Annotated in this window: 20 protein-coding genes and 1 other RNA gene; 7 read left to right on the top strand and 14 right to left on the bottom strand. The window is 35.1% G+C overall.

Translation table 11 applies throughout. From position 1 onward, the window contains the following. Window positions 1–135: 135 nt before the first annotated feature. From deoC to ACFO5Y_RS08650, 4 genes are read right to left on the bottom strand one after another with little or no spacing between them, the layout of a single operon-like run. On the bottom strand, window positions 136–807 hold the full coding sequence (gene deoC / locus ACFO5Y_RS08665; protein WP_197103992.1) for a deoxyribose-phosphate aldolase: 672 nt from the start codon (window positions 805–807) through the stop codon (window positions 136–138). Between the two features lie 14 nt (window positions 808–821). Next, entirely contained in the window at window positions 822–1,571 is a 750-nt protein-coding gene (locus tag ACFO5Y_RS08660) for a 16S rRNA (uracil(1498)-N(3))-methyltransferase (RefSeq protein WP_197103991.1), read from the bottom strand. Then, complete coding sequence (gene prmA / locus ACFO5Y_RS08655; protein ID WP_197103990.1) at window positions 1,571–2,533, bottom strand: 50S ribosomal protein L11 methyltransferase; 963 nt, start codon at window positions 2,531–2,533, stop codon at window positions 1,571–1,573. Before prmA ends, ACFO5Y_RS08660 begins: the two co-directional genes overlap by 1 nt. Before the next feature lie 12 nt (window positions 2,534–2,545). Beyond that, complete coding sequence (locus ACFO5Y_RS08650) at window positions 2,546–3,049, bottom strand: DUF3013 family protein (RefSeq protein WP_197103989.1); 504 nt, start codon at window positions 3,047–3,049, stop codon at window positions 2,546–2,548. A 357-nt stretch (window positions 3,050–3,406) separates the two neighbouring features. On the opposite strand from ACFO5Y_RS08650, the gene gpsB reads away from it, so the two are divergent. The 3 genes from gpsB to ACFO5Y_RS08635 all read left to right on the top strand — a co-directional run bounded on the left by gpsB (window position 3,407) and on the right by ACFO5Y_RS08635 (window position 5,370). Next, a complete protein-coding gene (gene gpsB / locus ACFO5Y_RS08645; protein ID WP_138403948.1) occupies window positions 3,407–3,763 on the top strand; it encodes a cell division regulator GpsB in 357 nt (118 codons plus the stop codon). 14 nt (window positions 3,764–3,777) lie between these two features. Continuing rightward, an RNA gene (rnpB, locus tag ACFO5Y_RS08640) (RNase P RNA component class B) lies at window positions 3,778–4,147 on the top strand. A gap of 92 nt (window positions 4,148–4,239) precedes the next feature. Continuing rightward, the gene (locus ACFO5Y_RS08635) at window positions 4,240–5,370 is read left to right on the top strand and encodes a THUMP domain-containing class I SAM-dependent RNA methyltransferase (RefSeq protein ID WP_197103988.1); all 1,131 of its coding nucleotides are present in this window, start codon (window positions 4,240–4,242) and stop codon (window positions 5,368–5,370) included. A gap of 65 nt (window positions 5,371–5,435) precedes the next feature. On the opposite strand, the gene ACFO5Y_RS08630 is transcribed toward ACFO5Y_RS08635, so the two are convergent. Continuing rightward, window positions 5,436–5,882, bottom strand: a complete 447-nt coding sequence (locus ACFO5Y_RS08630; RefSeq protein WP_197103987.1) for a ribonuclease HI family protein — start codon at window positions 5,880–5,882, stop codon at window positions 5,436–5,438. A 37-nt stretch (window positions 5,883–5,919) separates the two neighbouring features. Here ACFO5Y_RS08630 and ACFO5Y_RS08625 point away from each other — a divergent pair, with 37 nt between their 5' ends. Further along, a complete protein-coding gene (locus ACFO5Y_RS08625; protein ID WP_197103986.1) occupies window positions 5,920–6,885 on the top strand; it encodes a hypothetical protein in 966 nt (321 codons plus the stop codon). Window positions 6,886–6,993: 108 nt separating this feature from the next. Here ACFO5Y_RS08625 and ACFO5Y_RS08620 read toward each other — a convergent pair whose 3' ends face one another. Then, on the bottom strand, window positions 6,994–7,392 hold the full coding sequence (locus tag ACFO5Y_RS08620; RefSeq protein ID WP_197103985.1) for a DUF2187 family protein: 399 nt from the start codon (window positions 7,390–7,392) through the stop codon (window positions 6,994–6,996). Window positions 7,393–7,477: 85 nt separating this feature from the next. Beyond that, window positions 7,478–8,380 carry a diacylglycerol/lipid kinase family protein gene (locus ACFO5Y_RS08615; RefSeq protein WP_197103984.1) on the bottom strand — a complete coding sequence of 301 codons (903 nt, stop codon included), beginning with the start codon at window positions 8,378–8,380 and terminating at the stop codon, window positions 7,478–7,480. 195 nt (window positions 8,381–8,575) lie between these two features. Between ACFO5Y_RS08615 and trhO the strand changes: the two genes are divergently transcribed. Continuing rightward, window positions 8,576–9,550: an oxygen-dependent tRNA uridine(34) hydroxylase TrhO gene (trhO, locus tag ACFO5Y_RS08610; protein ID WP_197103983.1), complete on the top strand. Its 975-nt coding sequence runs from the start codon at window positions 8,576–8,578 to the stop codon at window positions 9,548–9,550. A 31-nt stretch (window positions 9,551–9,581) separates the two neighbouring features. Further along, on the top strand, window positions 9,582–13,292 hold the full coding sequence (locus ACFO5Y_RS08605; protein ID WP_231606840.1) for a transglycosylase domain-containing protein: 3,711 nt from the start codon (window positions 9,582–9,584) through the stop codon (window positions 13,290–13,292). A 266-nt stretch (window positions 13,293–13,558) separates the two neighbouring features. Here the strand turns inward: ACFO5Y_RS08605 and ccpA are convergent, their stop codons facing one another. The 3 genes from ccpA to ACFO5Y_RS08590 form a co-directional block, all read right to left on the bottom strand. Next, a complete protein-coding gene (gene ccpA, locus ACFO5Y_RS08600) occupies window positions 13,559–14,563 on the bottom strand; it encodes a catabolite control protein A (RefSeq protein WP_197103982.1) in 1,005 nt (334 codons plus the stop codon). 223 nt (window positions 14,564–14,786) lie between these two features. Then, on the bottom strand, window positions 14,787–15,287 hold the full coding sequence (locus tag ACFO5Y_RS08595; RefSeq protein WP_138403956.1) for a YtxH domain-containing protein: 501 nt from the start codon (window positions 15,285–15,287) through the stop codon (window positions 14,787–14,789). 28 nt (window positions 15,288–15,315) lie between these two features. Beyond that, window positions 15,316–15,906 (bottom strand): DUF948 domain-containing protein, encoded by a 591-nt coding sequence (locus tag ACFO5Y_RS08590; protein WP_197103981.1) that lies wholly within the window; start codon window positions 15,904–15,906, stop codon window positions 15,316–15,318. A 187-nt stretch (window positions 15,907–16,093) separates the two neighbouring features. On the opposite strand from ACFO5Y_RS08590, the gene ACFO5Y_RS08585 reads away from it, so the two are divergent. Beyond that, the gene (locus ACFO5Y_RS08585; protein WP_197103980.1) at window positions 16,094–16,960 is read left to right on the top strand and encodes a mechanosensitive ion channel family protein; all 867 of its coding nucleotides are present in this window, start codon (window positions 16,094–16,096) and stop codon (window positions 16,958–16,960) included. A 39-nt stretch (window positions 16,961–16,999) separates the two neighbouring features. Here ACFO5Y_RS08585 and ACFO5Y_RS08580 read toward each other — a convergent pair whose 3' ends face one another. From ACFO5Y_RS08580 to ACFO5Y_RS08565, 4 genes are all read right to left on the bottom strand, one after another. After that, window positions 17,000–17,518 carry a YfcE family phosphodiesterase gene (locus tag ACFO5Y_RS08580; protein WP_197103979.1) on the bottom strand — a complete coding sequence of 173 codons (519 nt, stop codon included), beginning with the start codon at window positions 17,516–17,518 and terminating at the stop codon, window positions 17,000–17,002. Then, window positions 17,496–18,113 carry an XTP/dITP diphosphatase gene (locus ACFO5Y_RS08575; RefSeq protein ID WP_231606843.1) on the bottom strand — a complete coding sequence of 206 codons (618 nt, stop codon included), beginning with the start codon at window positions 18,111–18,113 and terminating at the stop codon, window positions 17,496–17,498. The genes ACFO5Y_RS08580 and ACFO5Y_RS08575 overlap by 23 nt, the downstream gene beginning before the upstream one ends. Then, window positions 18,103–18,945, bottom strand: coding sequence for a glutamate racemase (racE, locus tag ACFO5Y_RS08570; RefSeq protein WP_197103977.1), 843 nt, complete (start codon window positions 18,943–18,945; stop codon window positions 18,103–18,105). Before racE ends, ACFO5Y_RS08575 begins: the two co-directional genes overlap by 11 nt. Before the next feature lie 196 nt (window positions 18,946–19,141). After that, window positions 19,142–19,939, bottom strand: coding sequence for an ABC transporter permease (locus ACFO5Y_RS08565; RefSeq protein WP_197103976.1), 798 nt, complete (start codon window positions 19,937–19,939; stop codon window positions 19,142–19,144). Between the last annotated feature and the right edge of the window lie 28 nt (window positions 19,940–19,967).

The raw sequence follows: 19,967 nt of genomic DNA, 5'->3' as shown, positions 1-19,967 counted from the left end.
CACTTCTTAAAATATAAGCGCAATTATAACCTAATTATACTCATTTAACAATATTGTGTTTTTTTCTTTGTATTTCATTATAACAAAAGACTGTGCCTTTGTTTAGCACAGCCTTTATTTGTGTTTTAAATTAGCTTAATAGTCATCATTAGATGTCGATGGTGTTCCTGATACAATTGCGATTCCTTTTGAAGCTCCAATACGAGTTGCTCCAGCTTCAATCATAGCGATTGCTTCATCATAATTACTTACGCCACCACTTGCTTTAACACCTAAATCTGGACCTACGGCTTCACGCATTAATTTAACATCCACTAGCGTCGCTCCTCCAGTAGAGAATCCAGTTGAAGTCTTAACAAAGTCTGCTCCAGATTCTTTAACGACTTCTGATGCTTTACGTTTCTCGTCATCTGTCAATAAAGACGTTTCAATGATTACTTTGGTTGTAATTGACTCATCAACCGCTCCAACAACTGCTTTGATTTCTTCTAGAACATAAGCCCAGTCTCCGTCTTTAGCACGTGAAATATTGATAACCATATCAATCTCATCTGCGCCATCTTTGACAGCTTGTTGTGCTTCAAAAACTTTCACTTCCGTCGCATTTGCGCCTAAAGGAAAACCAATAACCGTACAAACTAAGCTATCTGAGTCTTTTAATAATTCTTTTGATTTTGCAACAAATGCTGGGTTAATACAAACTGATTTAAAATTATATTCTGCTGCTTCTTGGCATAATTTTTCAATTTGTTCCTCAGTTGCATCTGCTTTTAATAATGTGTGGTCAATATATTTTGCTAATTCCATTCTATCTCCTCTTTCTATACTTCTAAATGATAACTCATTGCGCTTAAAGCGTATATAGGTGCCGTTTCGGCTCTTAAAATCCGTGGACCTAAACTACATTCAATATACCCTACTTCTTTCAATTTGGCTACTTCTAACTCTGTTAAACCGCCCTCAGAACCAAAGACGATGATTAAATTATCCCCTGCTTGAACTTCTTTCAAGGTTTCCTTAAGTTGGCCGTGTTGACCTTTCTTAGCTGTCTCCTCATAAGCAATTAATTTATGCTTATAATTACCGGCTTCTTTTTGCAAAGTATCAATTGTTGATAAATGACTTATCTCTGGGATCACATTACGGTGGCATTGTTCTGCTGCTTCTTTACTAATGCGTTCCAGTCGTTCGATTCGGTTACTAATTTTATTACCTTTCCACTTTACAACATCTCTTTCCAATGCCAAAGGGATAAATTCATTCATTCCGCATTCGGTTGCCTTTTGAACAATTAAATCAATCTTATCATTCTTTGATAAACCACAGGCAATGGTTACTTGAATGGGTAATTCAGTTTGTTGGTTTTCTAAAGCATTTATAATACGTAAGTTTGCTACGTTATCTTCGATTATTTCAATTTTTGCTTTATATGCGATATTTGTTGAATCAACGATAATAACTTCATCATCCACTTTACCTCGCATCACTCGAACAATGTGGTGATTATCATCTTTTTCTAGCTGGATCTGTTGGTTGACTTCTAAGGCTTCATTTGAAAAATAACGCTGCATTAATCCATATCTCCCTTAATTACAATATAATTAACCCATTCTCTCATCTGAGTTTTTTGATAGATTTTAAAGTTGTGGGTTTCAATTGCTTCTTCAATAAACGACGCTTTCTCATTTAAAATACCGCCTAAAATCAAATACCCATTATCATTCAGTAATTTATGAGCATCAGAGAATAAATCCACTAAAATATGCGGCAAAATATTCGCGACAATGACATCCGCTTGCTGTTCAATTCCTTTTAGTAAATCGTTTTCAATAAAGCGAATTTTTTGCGCGTCGATTAATTGATTAATCATCTCATTATTCTTTTGTGCATTTAAGTTATTAATGGCAGCATTCACTGCTTGCGGATCAAAGTCCATCCCTAACACTTCTTTAGCTCCAAAAACTGAAGCAATAAAACTTAAGATACCGGTCCCAGTTCCAACATCAAGAACGGTTTCTCCCCCTTGCATAACCATCTCAAGTGCTTGAGCACTTAGGCGGGTTGTCGGGTGATTCCCTGTTCCAAAAGCAACGCCAGGATCCATAAAAATGACTTGTTCAAACGGTGCAGCTTCATAGTTATCTTGCCATTCAGGCACAATCGATAAGAAGCGAGAAATCCGCTCTGGTTTATAATATTGCATCCAATTTTCATGCCAATTTTCAGTTTCTAAATCAGCCACTTCAATCTTAAAATCAACAGTTCCGACAGTTTTTAATTGTTCTTCAAGTTTTTCTAAATCAATCTCAGATTCATAATAACCAATCACTTCGACGGGATGATTTAAGTAATCTTCAGGTAGTTCTTCTGGAATTTCACCAAACAAATTCGGATGATTTTCTAAATATCCTTGCGCATATTTAATTTCATTGCCTACTGCACCCGCTTCATTTAAATAGTAATTGACTAAATCAATATCCACTGTTTGCAAGGAATCTAATGTTACTTTTATTTCTTTCCATACTTTATCCATATTCAACACTCCTTAATTAATATCTTCATGATGTGGAAAATAAATGGGCGTTTTACTATAGCGATTGCTTTCAATTAAGCGGTTTTGGATCGCTTCAAAGTCACTCCATTTCCATTTCAATGAAAATTCTTCCGCATCCGTTTCTGAAAGAAAATCAAGCCACTTGACATCAACAGAAGACGTTAAATTTTTTAAGTATTTAACAATTGCTAAACATCTTCCGTAATCAATTCCACGCTCACTATTCACTGGAATTGACACAATGTAATCTTTATCACTGAAGCGTTTATAACCATCCTTGTAAATCATAATTTTTACATTATATACGAGGTCAGTTTGATGGCTGATGTTGTCATAGTTATCTCTAAAAGAAAGATTATTCGGATTTTCTAAATTCATTTGGAATATTAACTCAATCTCATTCTCTCGCTCCTGCCATTCAATAGCCCATTCACAATGAAAATAAGACTCCTCAATAAGTTGTTCAAACACATTTAATATATTTGCTCTATTCATTCATACACCACCTATTTAATCATTACATATTATGACTGATTTTCTAAGATAATTCAATTTAATTAACAAGCACCAAGCTTATAATATGACATTCAAATTATTTGTTTTTTTCTCGCTATGTAAATATATTTTGTGAAATTATCATTTTACCCTTGTTATTCAAGACTTAGCGCATTATAATGGATTAGCAATTTGACTAATTTCATGGCATAATAAATGAAATTTAGTATTTAAACTTAACAAAATCGCTACTTTAGAGTTTTACTTTGATATTTATTCAAAGTCATAGTAAACTTATAATGTGATTAATCTAAAGTGCCATTCTAATAAAAATATATAATATACGAGGTGAATATAATGGCAGAAAAAAACTTAACAGCAAAAGATATTTTGCAAAAAGAGTTTAATAAATCTGTTCGTGGATACAATACTGCTGAAGTTGATGAATATTTAGATAGTATCATCAGAGATTATGATTCTTTCCAAAAAGACGTTGTTTATTTAAAAAATGAAAACGAACGTCTCATCAGTAAAGTGGATGAATTAACTAAACAACTTGCTTTAGCTAAGAAAAGTACACCAAACTCTCCAGGGAGCGGCGTGACAAACTTTGATATCTTAAAACGCTTATCTAATTTAGAGAAGCATGTTTTCGGTTCGAAAATTGACAACACGGACAATACGATCGATTACTCTAAAGCAACAAAATATTAATAAATGACTGAGTAAATTTCGGATAATCGCGGTTATTAAATTAACTGAGGAAAGTCCATGCTCGCACAAGCTGAGATGCTTGTAGTGTTCGTGCTTAACGAAAAAATAAGTTAAGGTACCCTATTAGGTTAACGGCGAAAGAACTATCTAAGGCTTCGGCTATGATTTAGTAATTTGTAAAGTGCCACAGAGACGACGCTTATAGGAAACTATAAGATTGGAACGCGGTAAACCCCTCGAGCGAGCAACCCAAACATTGGTAGGGGCATTTCTTCGAGTAGTAAATGAACAAAAGAAGAGAACGATATTATTATCGTAGATAGATGATTATCCATTATCCCTAGTTCCTATGCTAGAGATAATGACAGGACATGGCTTATAGAAATTTACTTATTCATAGGATTATTTAATTGACTCTGGAATCAGAGTCTTTTTTTATGTAAACTTAAAGCGTAAATAATATTGGAGTGAAAATTATGAAAACTTATTCGTTATTAGCAACTGCAGCGGCTGGAATTGAAGCCCTTGTTGCTCGAGAATTAAAATCATTCGGTTACGAAACTCAAACTGAAAATGGACTGGTTCGTTTTGACGGAACTGCAAAAGATATTGCCTACGCTAACCTTTGGTTACGTACTGCAGATCGCGTAAAGATAATCTTTGGTGAATTTGATACGAAAACATTTGACGATTTATTCAATCAAACGTATGACTTACCTTGGGAAGATATTCTTCCGATGGATGCAGAATTTCCAGTAAGTGGAAAATCAATCAAATCAACATTACACAGTGTTCCTAATGTGCAACGTATCGTCAAAAAAGCAATTAGTAAACGTCTGATGGACTTCTACCATCGTCGTACTGACTTACCAGAAACAGGTGCGCTCTACCCGATTGAAGTAGCTATTAGAAAAGATCACGTCATGTTAACTTTAGATACAAGTGGTTCAAGTTTATTCAAACGTGGATACCGTGAACATAAAGGAACGGCTCCAATGAAGGAAAATATGGCAGCAGCGCTAGTTATGTTAACAACTTGGCATGATGACCGTCCTTTATATGACCCAACTTGTGGTTCAGGTACGATTCTTATTGAAGCAGCTTTAATGGGACATAACATTGCCCCTGGTTTGAAACGTGAATTTGCTGGTGAAAAATGGGACTTAATGAATGAACATACGGACATCTGGGACAAGACGCGTCAAGAAGCCAAAGAAGCGGCTGATTACGATAAAGAATTACAAATCTACGGTACTGATGTTGACGGACGTATGATTGAAATTTCGAAGGAAAATGCGCGTGAAGCAGGTGTGGGTGACTCCATCGAGTTCAAACAAATGCAATTATCTGATTATCGCCCAACAACTGATTACGGGATCCTAATCTCTAATCCTCCATATGGGGATCGTATGTTATCTGAAGAAGATGTTCAAAATATTTACCGCCAAATGGGTGAATTATATGAAACAATGCCAACTTGGAGTAAATATATCATCACAAGTGATGACAAATTCGAAGAATTTTACGGTAAGAAAGCGACTAAAAAACGTAAATTATATAATGGACCGTTGAAGGTGACCTATTACCAGTATTGGGGAACAAAGTAACTCATACCATTGTAGATTAACAAAAAGCTTGTTGACTGGCATCTTGCCAAATCAACAAGCTTTTTTTATAGTTGCTCTAATTCTAACTCGGAATATTTTAAATCTTTTGCTATCTTCCCTTCTTTTCTTAAAGCTTGCCTAGCTAAAGAATCTGCGCCGCGATTTTGAGCTTCTGGAATCCAATTGGCAAAAAATGTGGGTGAATCATTAATTATCTTTAATATATAATCGAGTAACTTTTTGTATTCTTTATTTTTAGCGAATTTTTTCTCTATGGATTGGATTACAATTTTACTATCTGACTGATACATGATAATCTGATTGATATCAAGATGTGTTTTAACATAATTTAAAGCACCGATTAATGCTAAAAACTCGGCCACATGGTTATCCATTACTTCAGATATATGTATCTTAATTAATTCTTGTTGTTGACCATGGTTGATTTGGATTCCGATGCCGGACTCTTGAGTTTTAGGATTAAATGCAGCATCTGTACTTATTTTTATCATTTTTAACCTCTTATTCTTTTTATGAAAGGAACTGACTATGACTGATATCACACCAATGCCTAATAATGCTGAAAATTATTATAGAAAAGCAAGCAACGCGCTAGAAAACAACCAATTCAATAAAGCGATTCATTACTTAGAAAATAGTTATAATCTTGAATCTAACCCACTCGTTTTTACTGAATTAGTTAAATTATATATTGCTTTTAACAAGCAAGAACAGCTAACTAAATTATGGGAACAGGACCAATTTACATTGGATTTTATCTCACAATCCGCAGAACTTACAAGTTTGTATGCCCAATCTCTTCCAGTTATAAGCCCTACGAGCGAAAGTTTAAATAAATTATATCAATTAAGAGATTTAATTCAAAGCTCAACTGCGACAACTGAATTGAATAAAGCCATCGCAACTATTTCGGATTTATTAAATGTTAAACAAGAAATAAATGCTTTAACAACGGATGAAAGAGTTGAGACATATGCGCAACAGTTACTAGAAAAGTCATATTTCGAAGTCTTATCTAAATTAAAACTTATTTATCAAACTGATTTAGACAAGAACTTACCTCTTCTGAAAGCACTTCTAAATGATGAAAATCTTTTGAATTTTATTAAAAATGACATCTTACATTATATAATTATTAATGGTGAGTCTTTAGACATTGACTATACGTGGCTAAATGTAGAGAAGCATATCCAAACAGACCAGTTAAAGCCTTATACGAGTACCGACTTTTATCAAAAAGGCACACGGATTATCGAGGATTATTTCTCACAAACGGATCCACATTTTGCTAAACAAATTTTAGAATTGTTCAATTTGCATGCGATGGTTTTTTATCCTTTTTATAATGATGCTATTTCAGATCCACAAAAATGGTTAAACTATACATTATTACAATTCGGCTTAGAAAATGAGATGATTGACATTCTTACAGAACAGGAAAAGGAGTATTACCAACTTGCTCAAGACGAATTAGCACAATTATTCCAAGCGTAAATAAAGAGGCCTTCCAAAATAAATGGATGGCCTCTTTACTTATACTCTATCTAAATCTTAAAGAAATAAATTAAAAACATGCCTGACGATATTCAAGGCATGCCTTTATTAATTTGTCGTCTTTACTTCTTCATATTCGAACATAACATCTTCGTCTTCCGCTTGCTCTGGAAGCGATACAAACGATTCAATATCTTTGAAGTTTACAATTGTACGGTCTTCGCAAATATCACGCATCGTAATATCAGATTTACTCCAATATATCTCAACAACGGCACTATTAGTTAATAGTTTGATAATTATTCCGGTCATCTTACTATCTCTGAATTTAAACTCGATCTGATTACCAACTTCAGGACGAATTTTATCCTTTACACTCTCAATCTTAACAAGTCCTTTTTCGTAATCAACATCTAATATTGTTGCGATACGGGATTTGCTAGTACCTCTTCTTAGTTCACGCTCGATAATCTTACGTTCACTTGCTGTTACGTTTTCTGCACTCACGTTAATTCCCTCTTTCCTTGTTGACCTTAACGCTCACTAATACAATTATAACGTATTTTCAAATATATTGCTCACAATATGCTTTTTAGCTTTCGCCTGTAATTAAAACGTCAATCGCTTGACTCAAAATCTCAATCTCTAATGGTAATTCTGGACCGTTATCCCCGTCAACATTAGTAGTAATTGATTCATTATTGATTGACTCAATTTTGAATTTCGTGTCAGATAATCTGAAGATATTATCTGCATCTATATTTGATAACCCAACCTCAAGTCCTGCTCGAATCGTATTGATAGGTGTATGTCCTTTAATTACTGATAAGTAACCTTTACCGTCGTTGTAGTTGGCTCCTGGAATCATAAATTCAACACCACCAATACTATTCGTTAAACCAACAAATAGTAAGTTTGTTTTAATTTCTGTGGTAGTCCCATCTGAAGCTGTCACTCGAACTTCATAACCTTTATCGGTAAAGAAAGCCTTCATCCCGTCTCGAACATAAGCAAGAACTCCAAAACGATTCTTATCATCTGAATCTGTCGTCATTACTTGCTCCGCAATCGGTCCTAATGCAATCACATTTATAAACACGCGATCGTTTACTTTTCCGACATCTAATTTATCGATCGAAACAGTTTTAAAGTCTTCAATCGCTTTTTCTGGGTTCATTTTATATCCCAATGCACGGCCTAAATCATTAACCGTCCCCATTGGAACAAAGCCAAATACCGGCTTATCTTGAGCTTCAATAATTCCATTTACCGTTTCTGATACCGTACCATCGCCACCTAAGCAAATGACTGTGTCAAATCCCTCTTTTGTTGCATTTTTACTCCATTTTGTTGCATCGAATTCTTCTTCAGTAATTTTTATCTCAACGTTTGATTGATGATAGTCCTCAAGAACATCTTTTAATTTTTGAGCATACTTTTCTCCAAGTCCTTTTCCTGCAACTGGATTTGTAATTAACAATACATTTTTCAGCATAAAATTCACCATCTTTGTGATTTATTTATTATTATCTAAATAACATTATAGCAATTTAGATAATAATTCACATCTATAATATGATTTTTCTATTACATTTATATGAATTTTAGCTAAAACCTGTTACCATTCTTGATTTAATAGTATAATATATATTCAGAAAACTGTAGTATGCAACTACAAGGAGGAAAAATAATGAAGAAAGAATTTAAGGTGTTATTATACTATAAATACGAGACAATTGATGATCCTGACCAGTTTAGAGAAGAGCATTTAGCTTTTTGTAAAAAAACTGGCCTAAAAGGACGTATTTTAGTTGGAACTGAAGGTATTAACGGAACAGTTTCTGGTACAATCGAACAGACAGAGAAATATAAAGAATTTTTACATTCTCTTCCAGGCTTTGAGGACGTATGGTTCAAAGAAGATCCTGCTGATGACTACGCTCATAGTAAAATGTTTGTGCGTGTACGTGAAGAAATCGTTTCGTTAAGCTTAGAAGATGACATCGATCCACTAACAACAACTGGTAAACATTTAAAACCAAAAGAATTCCGTGAAGCGCTTGAAGACGAAGATACCATTGTATTAGATACACGTAATGATTATGAATATGACTTAGGTCACTTTAAAGGTGCGATCCGCCCTGAAATTCGTAACTTCCGTGAATTACCTGAATGGGTAGTAAACAACAAAGAGAAATTCATGGACAAAAAAGTCGTTGTTTATTGTACAGGTGGCGTTCGTTGTGAGAAATTCTCTGGTTGGATGCTTCGCGAAGGTATTACGACAGAAGTTGGCCAATTAGAAGGTGGAATTGACACATACGGTAAAGACCCAGAAACTCAAGGTGATCTATGGGAAGGTCAAATGTACGTCTTTGATGAACGTATCTCAGTACCAATTAACCGCGTATCACCAACAGTTGTTGGTAAAGATTACTATGACGGCACGCCTTGTGAACGTTATGTAAACTGTGCAAACCCAGATTGTAATAAACAAATATTAAGTTCAGAAGAAAATGAAGTAAAATATGTCCGTGGATGTTCACCAGAATGCCGTCGTCATCCGCGCAATCGTTTTGTAAGCGAGCATAATCTTTCAACTTCTGAATGGCAAAACCGCTTAGAAGCCATTGGAGAATCTTTAGAGAATACCGAAACGGCTTAATAATAAATTTTAAAAGGAAGATGGTGAATCAATGACTGATAAAAATTCAAAAAATAATTCTAATGATAGTAAGTTTTTTGATATTTCATTTGACGAGCCTATTGAAGATAGCCACTCAAATCGTAAAGTTCCGTCTGAAGATACTAATGAATCAAATAACCATCCCTCTTCTAATAAGTGGGATAACTTTTATGATGATTTTCAAGAGGAACAACAAGAACGCTATTCTGATATTCGGAAGGAAAGCTCTTCTAACTCGGACTTTAATAAAGAAAATACATCACCCGATAATAAATTCGATCCGAATAAATCAAGTTTAATGATAAACCGGTCAATTAAACGGGTTCAAAAGTTATTTAGCGAAACAAATGAAGCGCCCTCTTCTACTTATTCAGATATTAAATCAGCGAAAAGCCGAGATTTAAATGAACGAGCCAAAAGAGCCTCTCTTAACACAAGCAACATTCCGTTAAGAGATGATGCAATCAAACGAAATATTGTAAGAGAACGCAGAGAATCAGAACTCAATGATCAGCTTTATTCAGATAAAAGTGCCTATAAGCCAGTCTTTTCATTATCTGATACAGAAGATAATAAAGAAGAGCCTTTGAATAATAATAACTCAACACACAATGCGGCTTCTGATCTCCCAAGTCCTGATCGATTATTAGCTGAACGGGAACGACGTCGTAAAGAAAGAATTGCACAACTTGAAGGTATGAGTTCGGACAAAGAAATTGAAGATTCGTATCAAACAATTAAGTCACCGTCAGCTTCAACAAACGACAATCATGAGGATTCTAAGGATACTGAGAACAAACCAATTGTTCCAGTAATGCCTCACCCTCAAGTGATTGACCCTACTCCACTTGAGGGTGAGGCAAATGTACCTGATTCTGAGTCTCAAATCCGAACAAATGACTTTAATGATGTTGAAAAGCAAGCTAAGATAGATGACGCTGAGCAATCTGAAAGTCAATCAGATGAACACTGGGCTGATTCAATGGATTCAATTCATGTGTTCAACCCTGATGATGAAACCGTATCAGCCGCTCCCTTAGGTCAAAGCATTGAAAATCCCGCTGGGACTGCGGCATTAGCCGGCGGAGTTGCTGCAAGTACGAACTTTGATGCTGAAACTGAAGAAGAAGCAGTTGATCCAAAAACACAAAAACGCCAAAAGAAAAAAGACAAATATTCACTAAAAAACTTTTCATTAAAAGACAAAACGTTTTTCGGAATTAACGTTACTTTCAATGTAATTAAACGATTAATTATGTATTTAATTATTATTATCGTCTTAGCAGGAGCACTTGTTGGTGGTACTGGTATCGGATTCTTTGCGAATCTAGTAGCAAATACGCCCCCTCCTACTGAACGCGAGATGGCGGAACAGATTAATCGTCTAGAACAACAAAGTACATTATACTATGCTGACGGAAACCCAATTGCCAATGTCCGAACAGATATTGTTCGTTCTGTTGCGAATCTGAACGATATTTCTAATTATATTGTCGACGGTTTTATTGCAACTGAGGATGAATATTTTGCAGAACATCCGGGAATTGTTCCAAAAGCATTGCTTCGTGCTGTACTTCAAACTTTCTTAACAGGTTCAGGTACAGGGGGGTCAACGCTGACTCAGCAATTAGTTAAGCAACAAATGCTAACCAATGATGTAACTTTCTTTAGAAAAGCGAATGAAATTCTATTAGCTTTAAGATTAGAAAACTATTTTTCTAAAGAAGAAATATTAACAGCTTACTTAAACGTATCTCCTTTTGGTAGAAATAATAACGGAGATAATGTGGCTGGTATTGTTAAAGCAGCTGAGGGTATCTTTGGTGTAGCACCAGAGGATGTTTCTTTAAATCAAGCAGCATTCTTAGTCGGACTTCCCCAAGACCCTTATACATATACTCCTTACGACCAAAATGGAGAAATTCGTGATGAAGAATCTCTTCAATTTGGTATCGAACGGATGAACGAAGTTTTATATCGTATGTATCGTGAAGAGAAAATCACAAAAGATGAGTATGAAACAGCCATTGCTTATGATATTACTCAAGACTTCTTACAACCAGAGCCACGTGAAGAAATACGTCAATCATACTTATATCAAGCGGTTATGAATGGTGCCATTGAAGAACTTATGCTATTAAATATTCATGATGATGGATACTCATGGAAGCAAGTCTATAGCGATGATGAATGGTACAATGAATATTACTTTGCAGCTGAAGAACAGTTACGTACTGGTGGTTACCGTGTATATTCTACGATCGATAAAGAAATTTATGACCAACTACAAGAATCAGCTAGAGCCTATGAGGATCAGCTTGGTGCCGTTTATGATGGTGTCTACACTGACCCTGAGACTGGTGTGGAAACATATTATGTTGAAGAAGTTCAAACTGGTTTAGTTGCAATTGATAACAATACTGGTGCGGTCCTTGGATTCGTAGCGGGAACTGATTTTGAGAATAACCAAATTGACCACGCATTCCAAATGCGTCGCTCACCAGGTTCAACCATTAAACCGATGGCCGTTTATGGACCTGCGGTGGAGAACAATATCATTAACCCTTCTACAGTTATTCCGGATACAGCTTTTGTAGAAACTTATGAAGATGGTTCAACTTGGGCACCAACGAACTATGGTAGTGTTGTGAGTGATACATTAATGACCGCTCGAACTGCCCTATTAAGATCAGATAATATACCTGCGGTTCGTATTTATGACGAATTACGTTCTCAAGGTATTCCTGTGATTGATTATCTAGAGCGTATGGGCTTCAATACTATTGACTCATATACCGAAGAAGATACAAACAACTTAGCCTTTTCTCTAGGTGGTGTGACTACTGGTCCTACTGTTCTAGAAGAAACACGTGCTTTCTCAACGTTTGCTAACGGTGGAGAGTACGTAGACGGTCACTATATTGAACGTATCGAGGATGCTTTTGGTAATGTTGTATTCCAACAAAACGAATCTCCGACACGTGTATTCTCGGAAGATACAAACTATATCATGGTTGACATGTTACGAGACACTATGACCGAAGGTACAGGACGTACAGCGAATGAATACATGAATGTCCCAGGAGATTGGATTGCAAAATCAGGTATTAGTGAAAACTCTAAAGATATTTGGTTCATTGCTTCTACCCCATCGATTACGATTGGATCTTGGATTGGATATGATTCAAGATATGCTGATTATACGATTGATGTGAATGATGGTTTTGACCGCGAAAGTGTTCGTAGTCAAATTTATTGGTCACGTATTGTGAATGATTTATATGGACTCCGTCCTGAAATTTTTGGAACGGAAGAAACCTTTGCTCAACCTGATTCTGTTCGTGAACAAACCGTTCTAGAACAAACAGGAACTCTACCTGGTAGTTTTACATACAATGGTAATACATATCAATTAACAGGACCGACGAAGACGGAATTATTCAAGGTTTCTAACCCTGCCCCTGAGTTAACCTTTGACTTTATGTTAGGATCTACTGAAGAAGATCTTGCTCGATTCTGGAATAATGTTCGTTCAACTCAAGAACAACAAAGAAGGCAGCAACAGCAGCAACAACAATCATCTCAAGAAAGTGATGAAAGTAACGAAGGCGATGAAAGTAATCAGGATGAATCTAATGAAGATGAAACAACAGAGAATCCAGATGAAAATAATGACTCAAGTGATGAGGAACAACCGGCAGAATCGACACCGGAAGGTTAATTATCAAAAAGGCACTGAGGGCTACTTTACTAGTAGTTTTCTCAGTGTCTTTTTATTATTGTTTTTCTTAAGTATTATAGTCCGTTTTAACGACTTAATGCCCTATTTAAGGGTGATTTTAATTATTTAACCTTTTATCTAATATGAAGACAATTAGGCTGTCATAGTCAATTTTATTTGATTCACCTTATATAATATACAAGCAAATGAATTAATCCCACTTAACTGTTAATTAAACAATTTAGCGGGATTTTTTTCATTACTATTTAATCTTTGTGCAATGTTGAACCACGGTGTTTGATCTTATACGGTAAGATCACTTGTTTCTCTTCAACTTCTTCATTACTCATAATTTTAGTTAACAGACGCATCGCAACCGCTCCAATATCGTATAATGGTTGTTGGATACTTGTTAATTTTGGACGTACAATTTCAGTAACGATTGAATTATCACTTGTAATCACTTCTAAGTCTTCAGGTACTTTAAAGCCTGCGTCTAAAGCAGCGTTCATTAATGCCGCAGCAAATGTATCTTCTTTAACGATAACACTATCAGCTTTAAGCGTTTGTAGTTCTTCTAACACTTTATCTGCATCTGTATATCTTAGTGCTTGTTGGATAACTAAATCTTCATCAAACTCTACACCTTTTTCTTCATATGCAGCTTTAAATCCTTCTAAACGGTGTTGAGACGTTAATAATTCTGGCTCATCTGTCACTAAAACAACGCGACGTCCATGTTCTAATAATTCTGCTGTGATTTCTTTTGTAGCAACCGTGTGATCAATATTCACACTATAATATTCAGGGTTGTCAACTAAAGTACCAGCAAAAACAACGGGTGTTGATGTACGATCGATTTCTTTACGAATAGACTCTGAAACATTTTGTCCCATAAAGATAATTCCATCTACTTGATTCGCAAGTAAAGTATTAAATACTTGTACTTCCTTCTCTTGACTCTCATCAGAGTTTGCTAAGATAATGTTATATTTGTACATTGACGCAATATCGTCTATTCCTCGAGCTAAAGATGAGAAGAATAAATTCGTTACACTCGGTAAAATAACTCCAACTGTCGTCGTTTTTTTACTTGCTAAACCACGAGCTACGGCATTTGGTCGATAATCTAATCTTTCAATAACCTCTGAAACCTTTTTGCGTGTACTAGGTTTAACATTCGGATTACCATTGACAACACGAGATACCGTTGCCATAGAAACCCCTGCTTCACGAGCGACATCATATATTGTAATTGTTTGTTTTTCCATAGGGCTAACCTTCTTTCAAATAAGTATCTACTTGTTGTAAATTTATCACAATTCATTTTTTATTGCAAGCGTTTTATTTCCAGTGAATTACGATTTCAGCAATGTTTTTATGAAAATGATATAAATATACCCAAGACTCCATGTTCCTATATTTTCATGAAAATGTCAATAAAAAAATGTGAATAATACATTAAATTAATGTATCATTCACATTGCTAATTTATTATTTATTTACTTCATTTTTCACGGTATCAACTGCGTCTTCAGTTGAAGCTTTTACGTGTTGTGTTGAGTCACTAACATCATCTGCTAAATCTTTTGCTTCAACAGTGATAGTATCTCCTAAGTCTTCTGCATCTTCTTTTAATTTTTGTGCATCTTTACTTAATTCATCTTTTGAATCTTTCATATCGCTTTTTACACGATCCCATTCTGTTGTTGCTTCTTGACGAATATCATCAAATTGAGATTTAAATTGATCCGCTGAATCTTTTAGATTTACTTTAATATCTTCAGTTGTTTCATAGGCAGCATCATATAATTCAACACCGCGTTCTACTGCATAGTCAGTATATTCACCAGCGCTATCTAAAAACTGGTCAACTTCAACGGCAATATCACGACGTAATTCTTTCCCTGATTTTGGTGCGTATAATAAAGCAGCAATCCCTGCTACTGAAGCGCCAAATAATGCTCCTAAGAAAAATCCTCCATTTTTACTCATTCAAATCATCCTTTCTATTATCATTCTTTTAGTTTTTTATTGTTATTTCTCCAGCTGTCTTTGAAGCTGGTTTATGTTTAATATCAAATAATTCTGATTCATATAATTCTTTCTCTAATGAATCTACCGTTGGTACAGGTGGTTTTGGTTTAGTCACCGGTTGATTCGACGTTTCTGTTCTTGGTGACGGCGCCGCTTCTCCAGCTGATGGTCGTTTGCGTGCTACTCCCTTAGCTGAATTTACAAATTTTTCAATCGGTGATTTGCGTTTCTTTCCTACACCTTTCAATAAATTTGAAGTCATATTTTTAGTTGAATCATTTAAATCAGATACCGAAGTACCTAAATCTCCAATAGCAACAAATAGTGGGTCTGTTTTGCTTAATTTACCATTTACGTCGTCTACTAATGTGTTCGCTTTGTTCAATAACCCCTCAACTTCGATTGATAGATTATCTACGTCTTTTGTCACGACATCAATAGTAGTATTTAGTTTTGCCACCGTTTCGTTTACATCTTTTAAAATTTGTGATAATTTTGATAAATTTAAACAAATAAATACAACTAATACCACAAATGCAAGCGCTGCAATAATTCCAGCTAATTCTCCTATTGTCATACTTCTAACTCACTCCTTCCCTGTTCTTATAGGATAAATATATCATTTTTAAGGATATTGTACAAATAATTGGATACTTATTAAGTGAATTTTTTTATAAAATATTTTTGAAGTATCTTTCTAATCATGCAAAAAACTATTTAATTCATGATAATTCTGTTATATTTTAGTAAAGGAGCGTGATAAATTGGCAATCGGACAATTAAACTTAGAGGCAATTCTAAGGGATTTTATGCCAGAAGAAACATCTGAGAATATTATTTATTTTGGAACAATATTATTCCGTTTAATCATAATCACGGTTATTTTTTTAGTCGTGAAATACTTAGTTGAATCATTCTTTGATGCGAACCCTGCAGGACGTATTAATATTAGAGGGAAGCAATCACCACAACGAATTAAGACAATTAATACTTTACTTCGTAACTTTTCAATGTATATCTTATACTTCCTATTTATTTATTATCTACTCACTGCTTTAGGCTTTCCTGTTGGAACGCTATTAGCTGGTGCTGGGATTGCTGGGGTTGCGATTGGTCTTGGTGCACAGGATCTCATTAATGATATGATTAATGGTTTCTTCATAATCTTTGAGAATCACTTTGAAGTGGGAGATTTTGTGGAAATTCCAGCGGAAGAAATCACCGGTACAATTGAGGATGTTGGTATACGTACAACAACACTGCAAGCGGCAAGTGGGGATAAGTTTTATGTTCCCAATAGCTTAATTACAACGATTAACAATAAAAGCCGTAGTACGCGACAAGTTACAATTGAAATTCCTGTAGCTGACGAAACAGAATTCAAAACATTTGAAGCAGAAATGGAAGAAATTACTCAAATGATTTATGAAAAATACAATGACGTCATGCGTGATGAACCTTCGATTGTTGGTTTCGTTCGTGGGGTTGATCAAACTTTCAACTACCGGATTGCTTTTACAGTCGCAACAGGTGAAGATTATATGCATACCAGTATTTTCTACCGTGAATTTTTATTTGCCTTACAAGAACAAGATTTCAAAATTCCAAGTTCCGTTTACGACGAAACATAATAAAAAATGCGATGAGTTTTTAAGCTCATCGCATTTTTCTTATCTTGGATAGGTGTGTGTTAATTCTTCAAGTAACTTCATGTCCTCATCATAGAACGTCACTTCATATTCATCTTTAGATACGTTAACAATCGCATATGTTTTATATGGATGAATCCCTCTTGAATTATTTAAACTACCAGGATTAACTAATAGTAATTCATCATCAATCAATTCGCTCTTTAATTGATGAGTGTGACCATGAAATGCAAAGTTCGCTCCGCGTTCTTTAGCTAATTCAATGACCGCGCTGTTTGTCCGATTAACACTTTGAACATGTCCGTGAACTAAGTATACTTTACCTTCAGGTGTATCGATAATTTGTTCCATAGGATAATAATGAGTACCATCCATGTTCCCTTCTACCGCTCCATCGATTAATTCCCAAATTGAATCATCTTGTTCAAATTCTGAATCTCCTAGATGGAAGATATAATCTACTGTTGGTCTGACTTCTTTAACAATGTCATATACTTTTTTCCAACGTCCGTGATTATCACTTAATATCATCATTTTCATAAATATCCAGCTCCTTCATCCATGTATCTATTTTTTTGTTTAATTCTTGCATAGCCTTTGCTCTGTGACTAATTTTATTCTTTTCTGTCAGAGGCATCTCAGCAAATGTCTGTTCATTCTCAGGATAATAAAATAATGGGTCATAGCCAAATCCATCGTCGCCACTTAATTCTTTGAGAATATAACCATAAGCTTTACCTTCAACCACTAGACTTTCATTATTTGGATATGCTAACACTAATACCGATTGAAAGTATGCTTGGCGGTCTTCCCCTTCAAAACTTGCCATCTCGGTTAATAATTTTTGATTATTTCGTTGATCATCTTTCGGTTCCCCGCTGTATCTTGCACTATATACACCCGGTTCGCCGTTTAATGATGGTACAACTAAGCCTGAGTCATCCGCTAAAGCAATGACCTGTAATTCATTGGCAATTGTTTCAGCTTTCAAACGCGCATTTTCTTCAAATGTTGTTCCAGTTTCTTCAACTTCTTCAACGTCAGGGTAATCTAATAATGATTTTACTTCGATATCAGTGTTTTTGAACATCTCTTTAAACTCTTTGATTTTCCCTTGATTATGACTAGCTATCATGACGATCAACGATAATCTCTCCTTTTATATCACATTCTTGAACTTTAAGTTCGGGTTGCTTTAACCATTGACGGGCGAATGTTTCAAATTCCGAAGCATTGCCTGTCGTGTAAATTGCTTGCGTTGCTGGTGTGAGTGCTGCTTCTTCTGCGGTACGACTTAAACTAAAGTAATCAAGTAATGTACTCACTTCATTAATCGTTTCAACCCCAGAATCAATCAAAGTCACCTCTTGTCCCATGACCTTTTGAATCTTGTCAATCAGTAAGGGATAATGTGTACATCCTAGAACAAGGCTATCTACTTTCGCCTCTTTTAAGGGTTCTAATCGATGATTTATAATATCAAAAGCTTCGTCCGTTTCAATATTTTGAGACTCTACGAGTTCAACAAATTCAGGACAAGCGATACTCGTAATATTAAGTGAGTCAGCTTTTTCAAGCATCACTTCTTCGTACATATTACTATTAATTGTCCCTTGGGTTCCAATAACACCAACTTGTCCACCAGTAGTATTCTTAATGGCTGTACGACAACCAGAATGAATCACACCAACCACTGGAATAGCTAATGTCGCTCGAATCTCTTCTAACGCGGCTGCTGTCCCTGTATTACAAGCAATGACAAGCATTTTGATGCCTTTTTCGCGTAAGAAATTCGTCAACTGCCATATATATCGTTTAACTTCTTGTAATGATCTCGGCCCATATGGTGCGCGTGCACTGTCACCTAGATAGATGATTGATTCATTGGGTAGTTGTTTTAAACTTTGCTTTACAACTGTTAAACCACCAAACCCTGAATCAATAAAGCCTATGGGTAATTCTTTCATACATTCATCTCTTTTCTAAAAGTACCGTATTAATAATATCGCATCGATATTAAGTGGAGAGAATAAATCGCTCCGAAAGTAAACAAATAATTATTAACTTATAGTATAACGCTGATTACAAAATAATGCTAAAAAATGTGTCTAAAATTTCACAAAAAAACAATCCATTCACATGGATTGTTTCAATACATAAATTCTATTTACTTGCTCTTTCACTTTTCCATAAGGCAAATGAACGCTTGAAGGCATTCACCATCCCTTTGTCACTATAGATAAGAACATTGCTCTTATAGAAAAGAAGTGAGAACCAAAGTACAAAGGCCATAAATAAGACAGAAACGACAATTGAAATGACGATTTCAGTTGAACTTACAGTCTCTGCAGCGACTCTAAATGGCATGATAAATGGTGTAAATAATGGAATTTGCAATGTAATTCGAACTAAGGGATTATTCGTTGAATTCAATGCAAACATTCCAACATAAAAACCACCTAGAGCTAAAAATATAATCGGTGTAATCATCTTATTAACATCTTCAGTCTTAGATACTAATGAACCTAAGAAACCGGCAAGAACTGTATAAATTAATATACCGCTGATGGCATAGACGATACCTAAGATAACAACATTACTACTACCTTGTAACAGTTCACCGATATTTAACCCCTCAAAAGAATCAAGTAGATTCAATTGACGTAAAACAAAAGAAATTAAGAAGTACAAACCAATATAAATAACGACTTGAGTCATTATCACTAATAATATCCCGATCAATTTCCCTAAGAAATGGGCGGTAGGTGACACACTAGAAAGTATAATTTCCATAATTCGCGACCCTTTTTCAACTGCGATTTCTTGAGAAATAATACTCACATAATTCATAATAAATATGAATACAATAATTGAAACAGCATAAGCAATCCCAATCCTTACAAACATCACAGGATCTTGAGCAGATTGTTCAACGACTTCACCGGCCTCATTCCTACTCACATTAATACTATTAATCGATACGGCTGTA

Origin of the sequence: Ruoffia tabacinasalis (assembly GCF_042652985.1) — a bacterium.
GTDB classification, from domain to species: Bacteria; Bacillota; Bacilli; order Lactobacillales; family Aerococcaceae; genus Ruoffia; species Ruoffia tabacinasalis.
This window is presented reverse-complemented; position numbering and strand designations above follow the sequence as displayed.

Bases quoted from the DNA above. Each gene is read 5' to 3' on its own strand.
- ACFO5Y_RS08660 (WP_197103991.1), bottom strand. From the start codon at position 1,571: ATGCAGCGTTATTTTTCAAATGAAGCCTTAGAAGTCAACCAACAGATC.
- ACFO5Y_RS08605 (WP_231606840.1), top strand. From the start codon at position 9,582: ATGACTGATAAAAATTCAAAAAATAATTCTAATGATAGTAAGTTTTTT.
- ACFO5Y_RS08650 (WP_197103989.1), bottom strand. From the start codon at position 3,049: ATGAATAGAGCAAATATATTAAATGTGTTTGAACAACTTATTGAGGAG.
- ACFO5Y_RS08595 (WP_138403956.1), bottom strand. From the start codon at position 15,287: ATGAGTAAAAATGGAGGATTTTTCTTAGGAGCATTATTTGGCGCTTCA.
- ACFO5Y_RS08575 (WP_231606843.1), bottom strand. From the start codon at position 18,113: ATGATAGCTAGTCATAATCAAGGGAAAATCAAAGAGTTTAAAGAGATG.
- ACFO5Y_RS08635 (WP_197103988.1), top strand. From the start codon at position 4,240: ATGAAAACTTATTCGTTATTAGCAACTGCAGCGGCTGGAATTGAAGCC.
- ACFO5Y_RS08615 (WP_197103984.1), bottom strand. From the start codon at position 8,380: ATGCTGAAAAATGTATTGTTAATTACAAATCCAGTTGCAGGAAAAGGA.
- racE (WP_197103977.1), bottom strand. From the start codon at position 18,945: ATGAAAGAATTACCCATAGGCTTTATTGATTCAGGGTTTGGTGGTTTA.
- gpsB (WP_138403948.1), top strand. From the start codon at position 3,407: ATGGCAGAAAAAAACTTAACAGCAAAAGATATTTTGCAAAAAGAGTTT.
- ACFO5Y_RS08630 (WP_197103987.1), bottom strand. From the start codon at position 5,882: ATGATAAAAATAAGTACAGATGCTGCATTTAATCCTAAAACTCAAGAG.
- trhO (WP_197103983.1), top strand. From the start codon at position 8,576: ATGAAGAAAGAATTTAAGGTGTTATTATACTATAAATACGAGACAATT.
- ACFO5Y_RS08625 (WP_197103986.1), top strand. From the start codon at position 5,920: ATGACTGATATCACACCAATGCCTAATAATGCTGAAAATTATTATAGA.
- deoC (WP_197103992.1), bottom strand. From the start codon at position 807: ATGGAATTAGCAAAATATATTGACCACACATTATTAAAAGCAGATGCA.
- ccpA (WP_197103982.1), bottom strand. From the start codon at position 14,563: ATGGAAAAACAAACAATTACAATATATGATGTCGCTCGTGAAGCAGGG.
- ACFO5Y_RS08590 (WP_197103981.1), bottom strand. From the start codon at position 15,906: ATGACAATAGGAGAATTAGCTGGAATTATTGCAGCGCTTGCATTTGTG.
- prmA (WP_197103990.1), bottom strand. From the start codon at position 2,533: ATGGATAAAGTATGGAAAGAAATAAAAGTAACATTAGATTCCTTGCAA.
- ACFO5Y_RS08580 (WP_197103979.1), bottom strand. From the start codon at position 17,518: ATGAAAATGATGATATTAAGTGATAATCACGGACGTTGGAAAAAAGTA.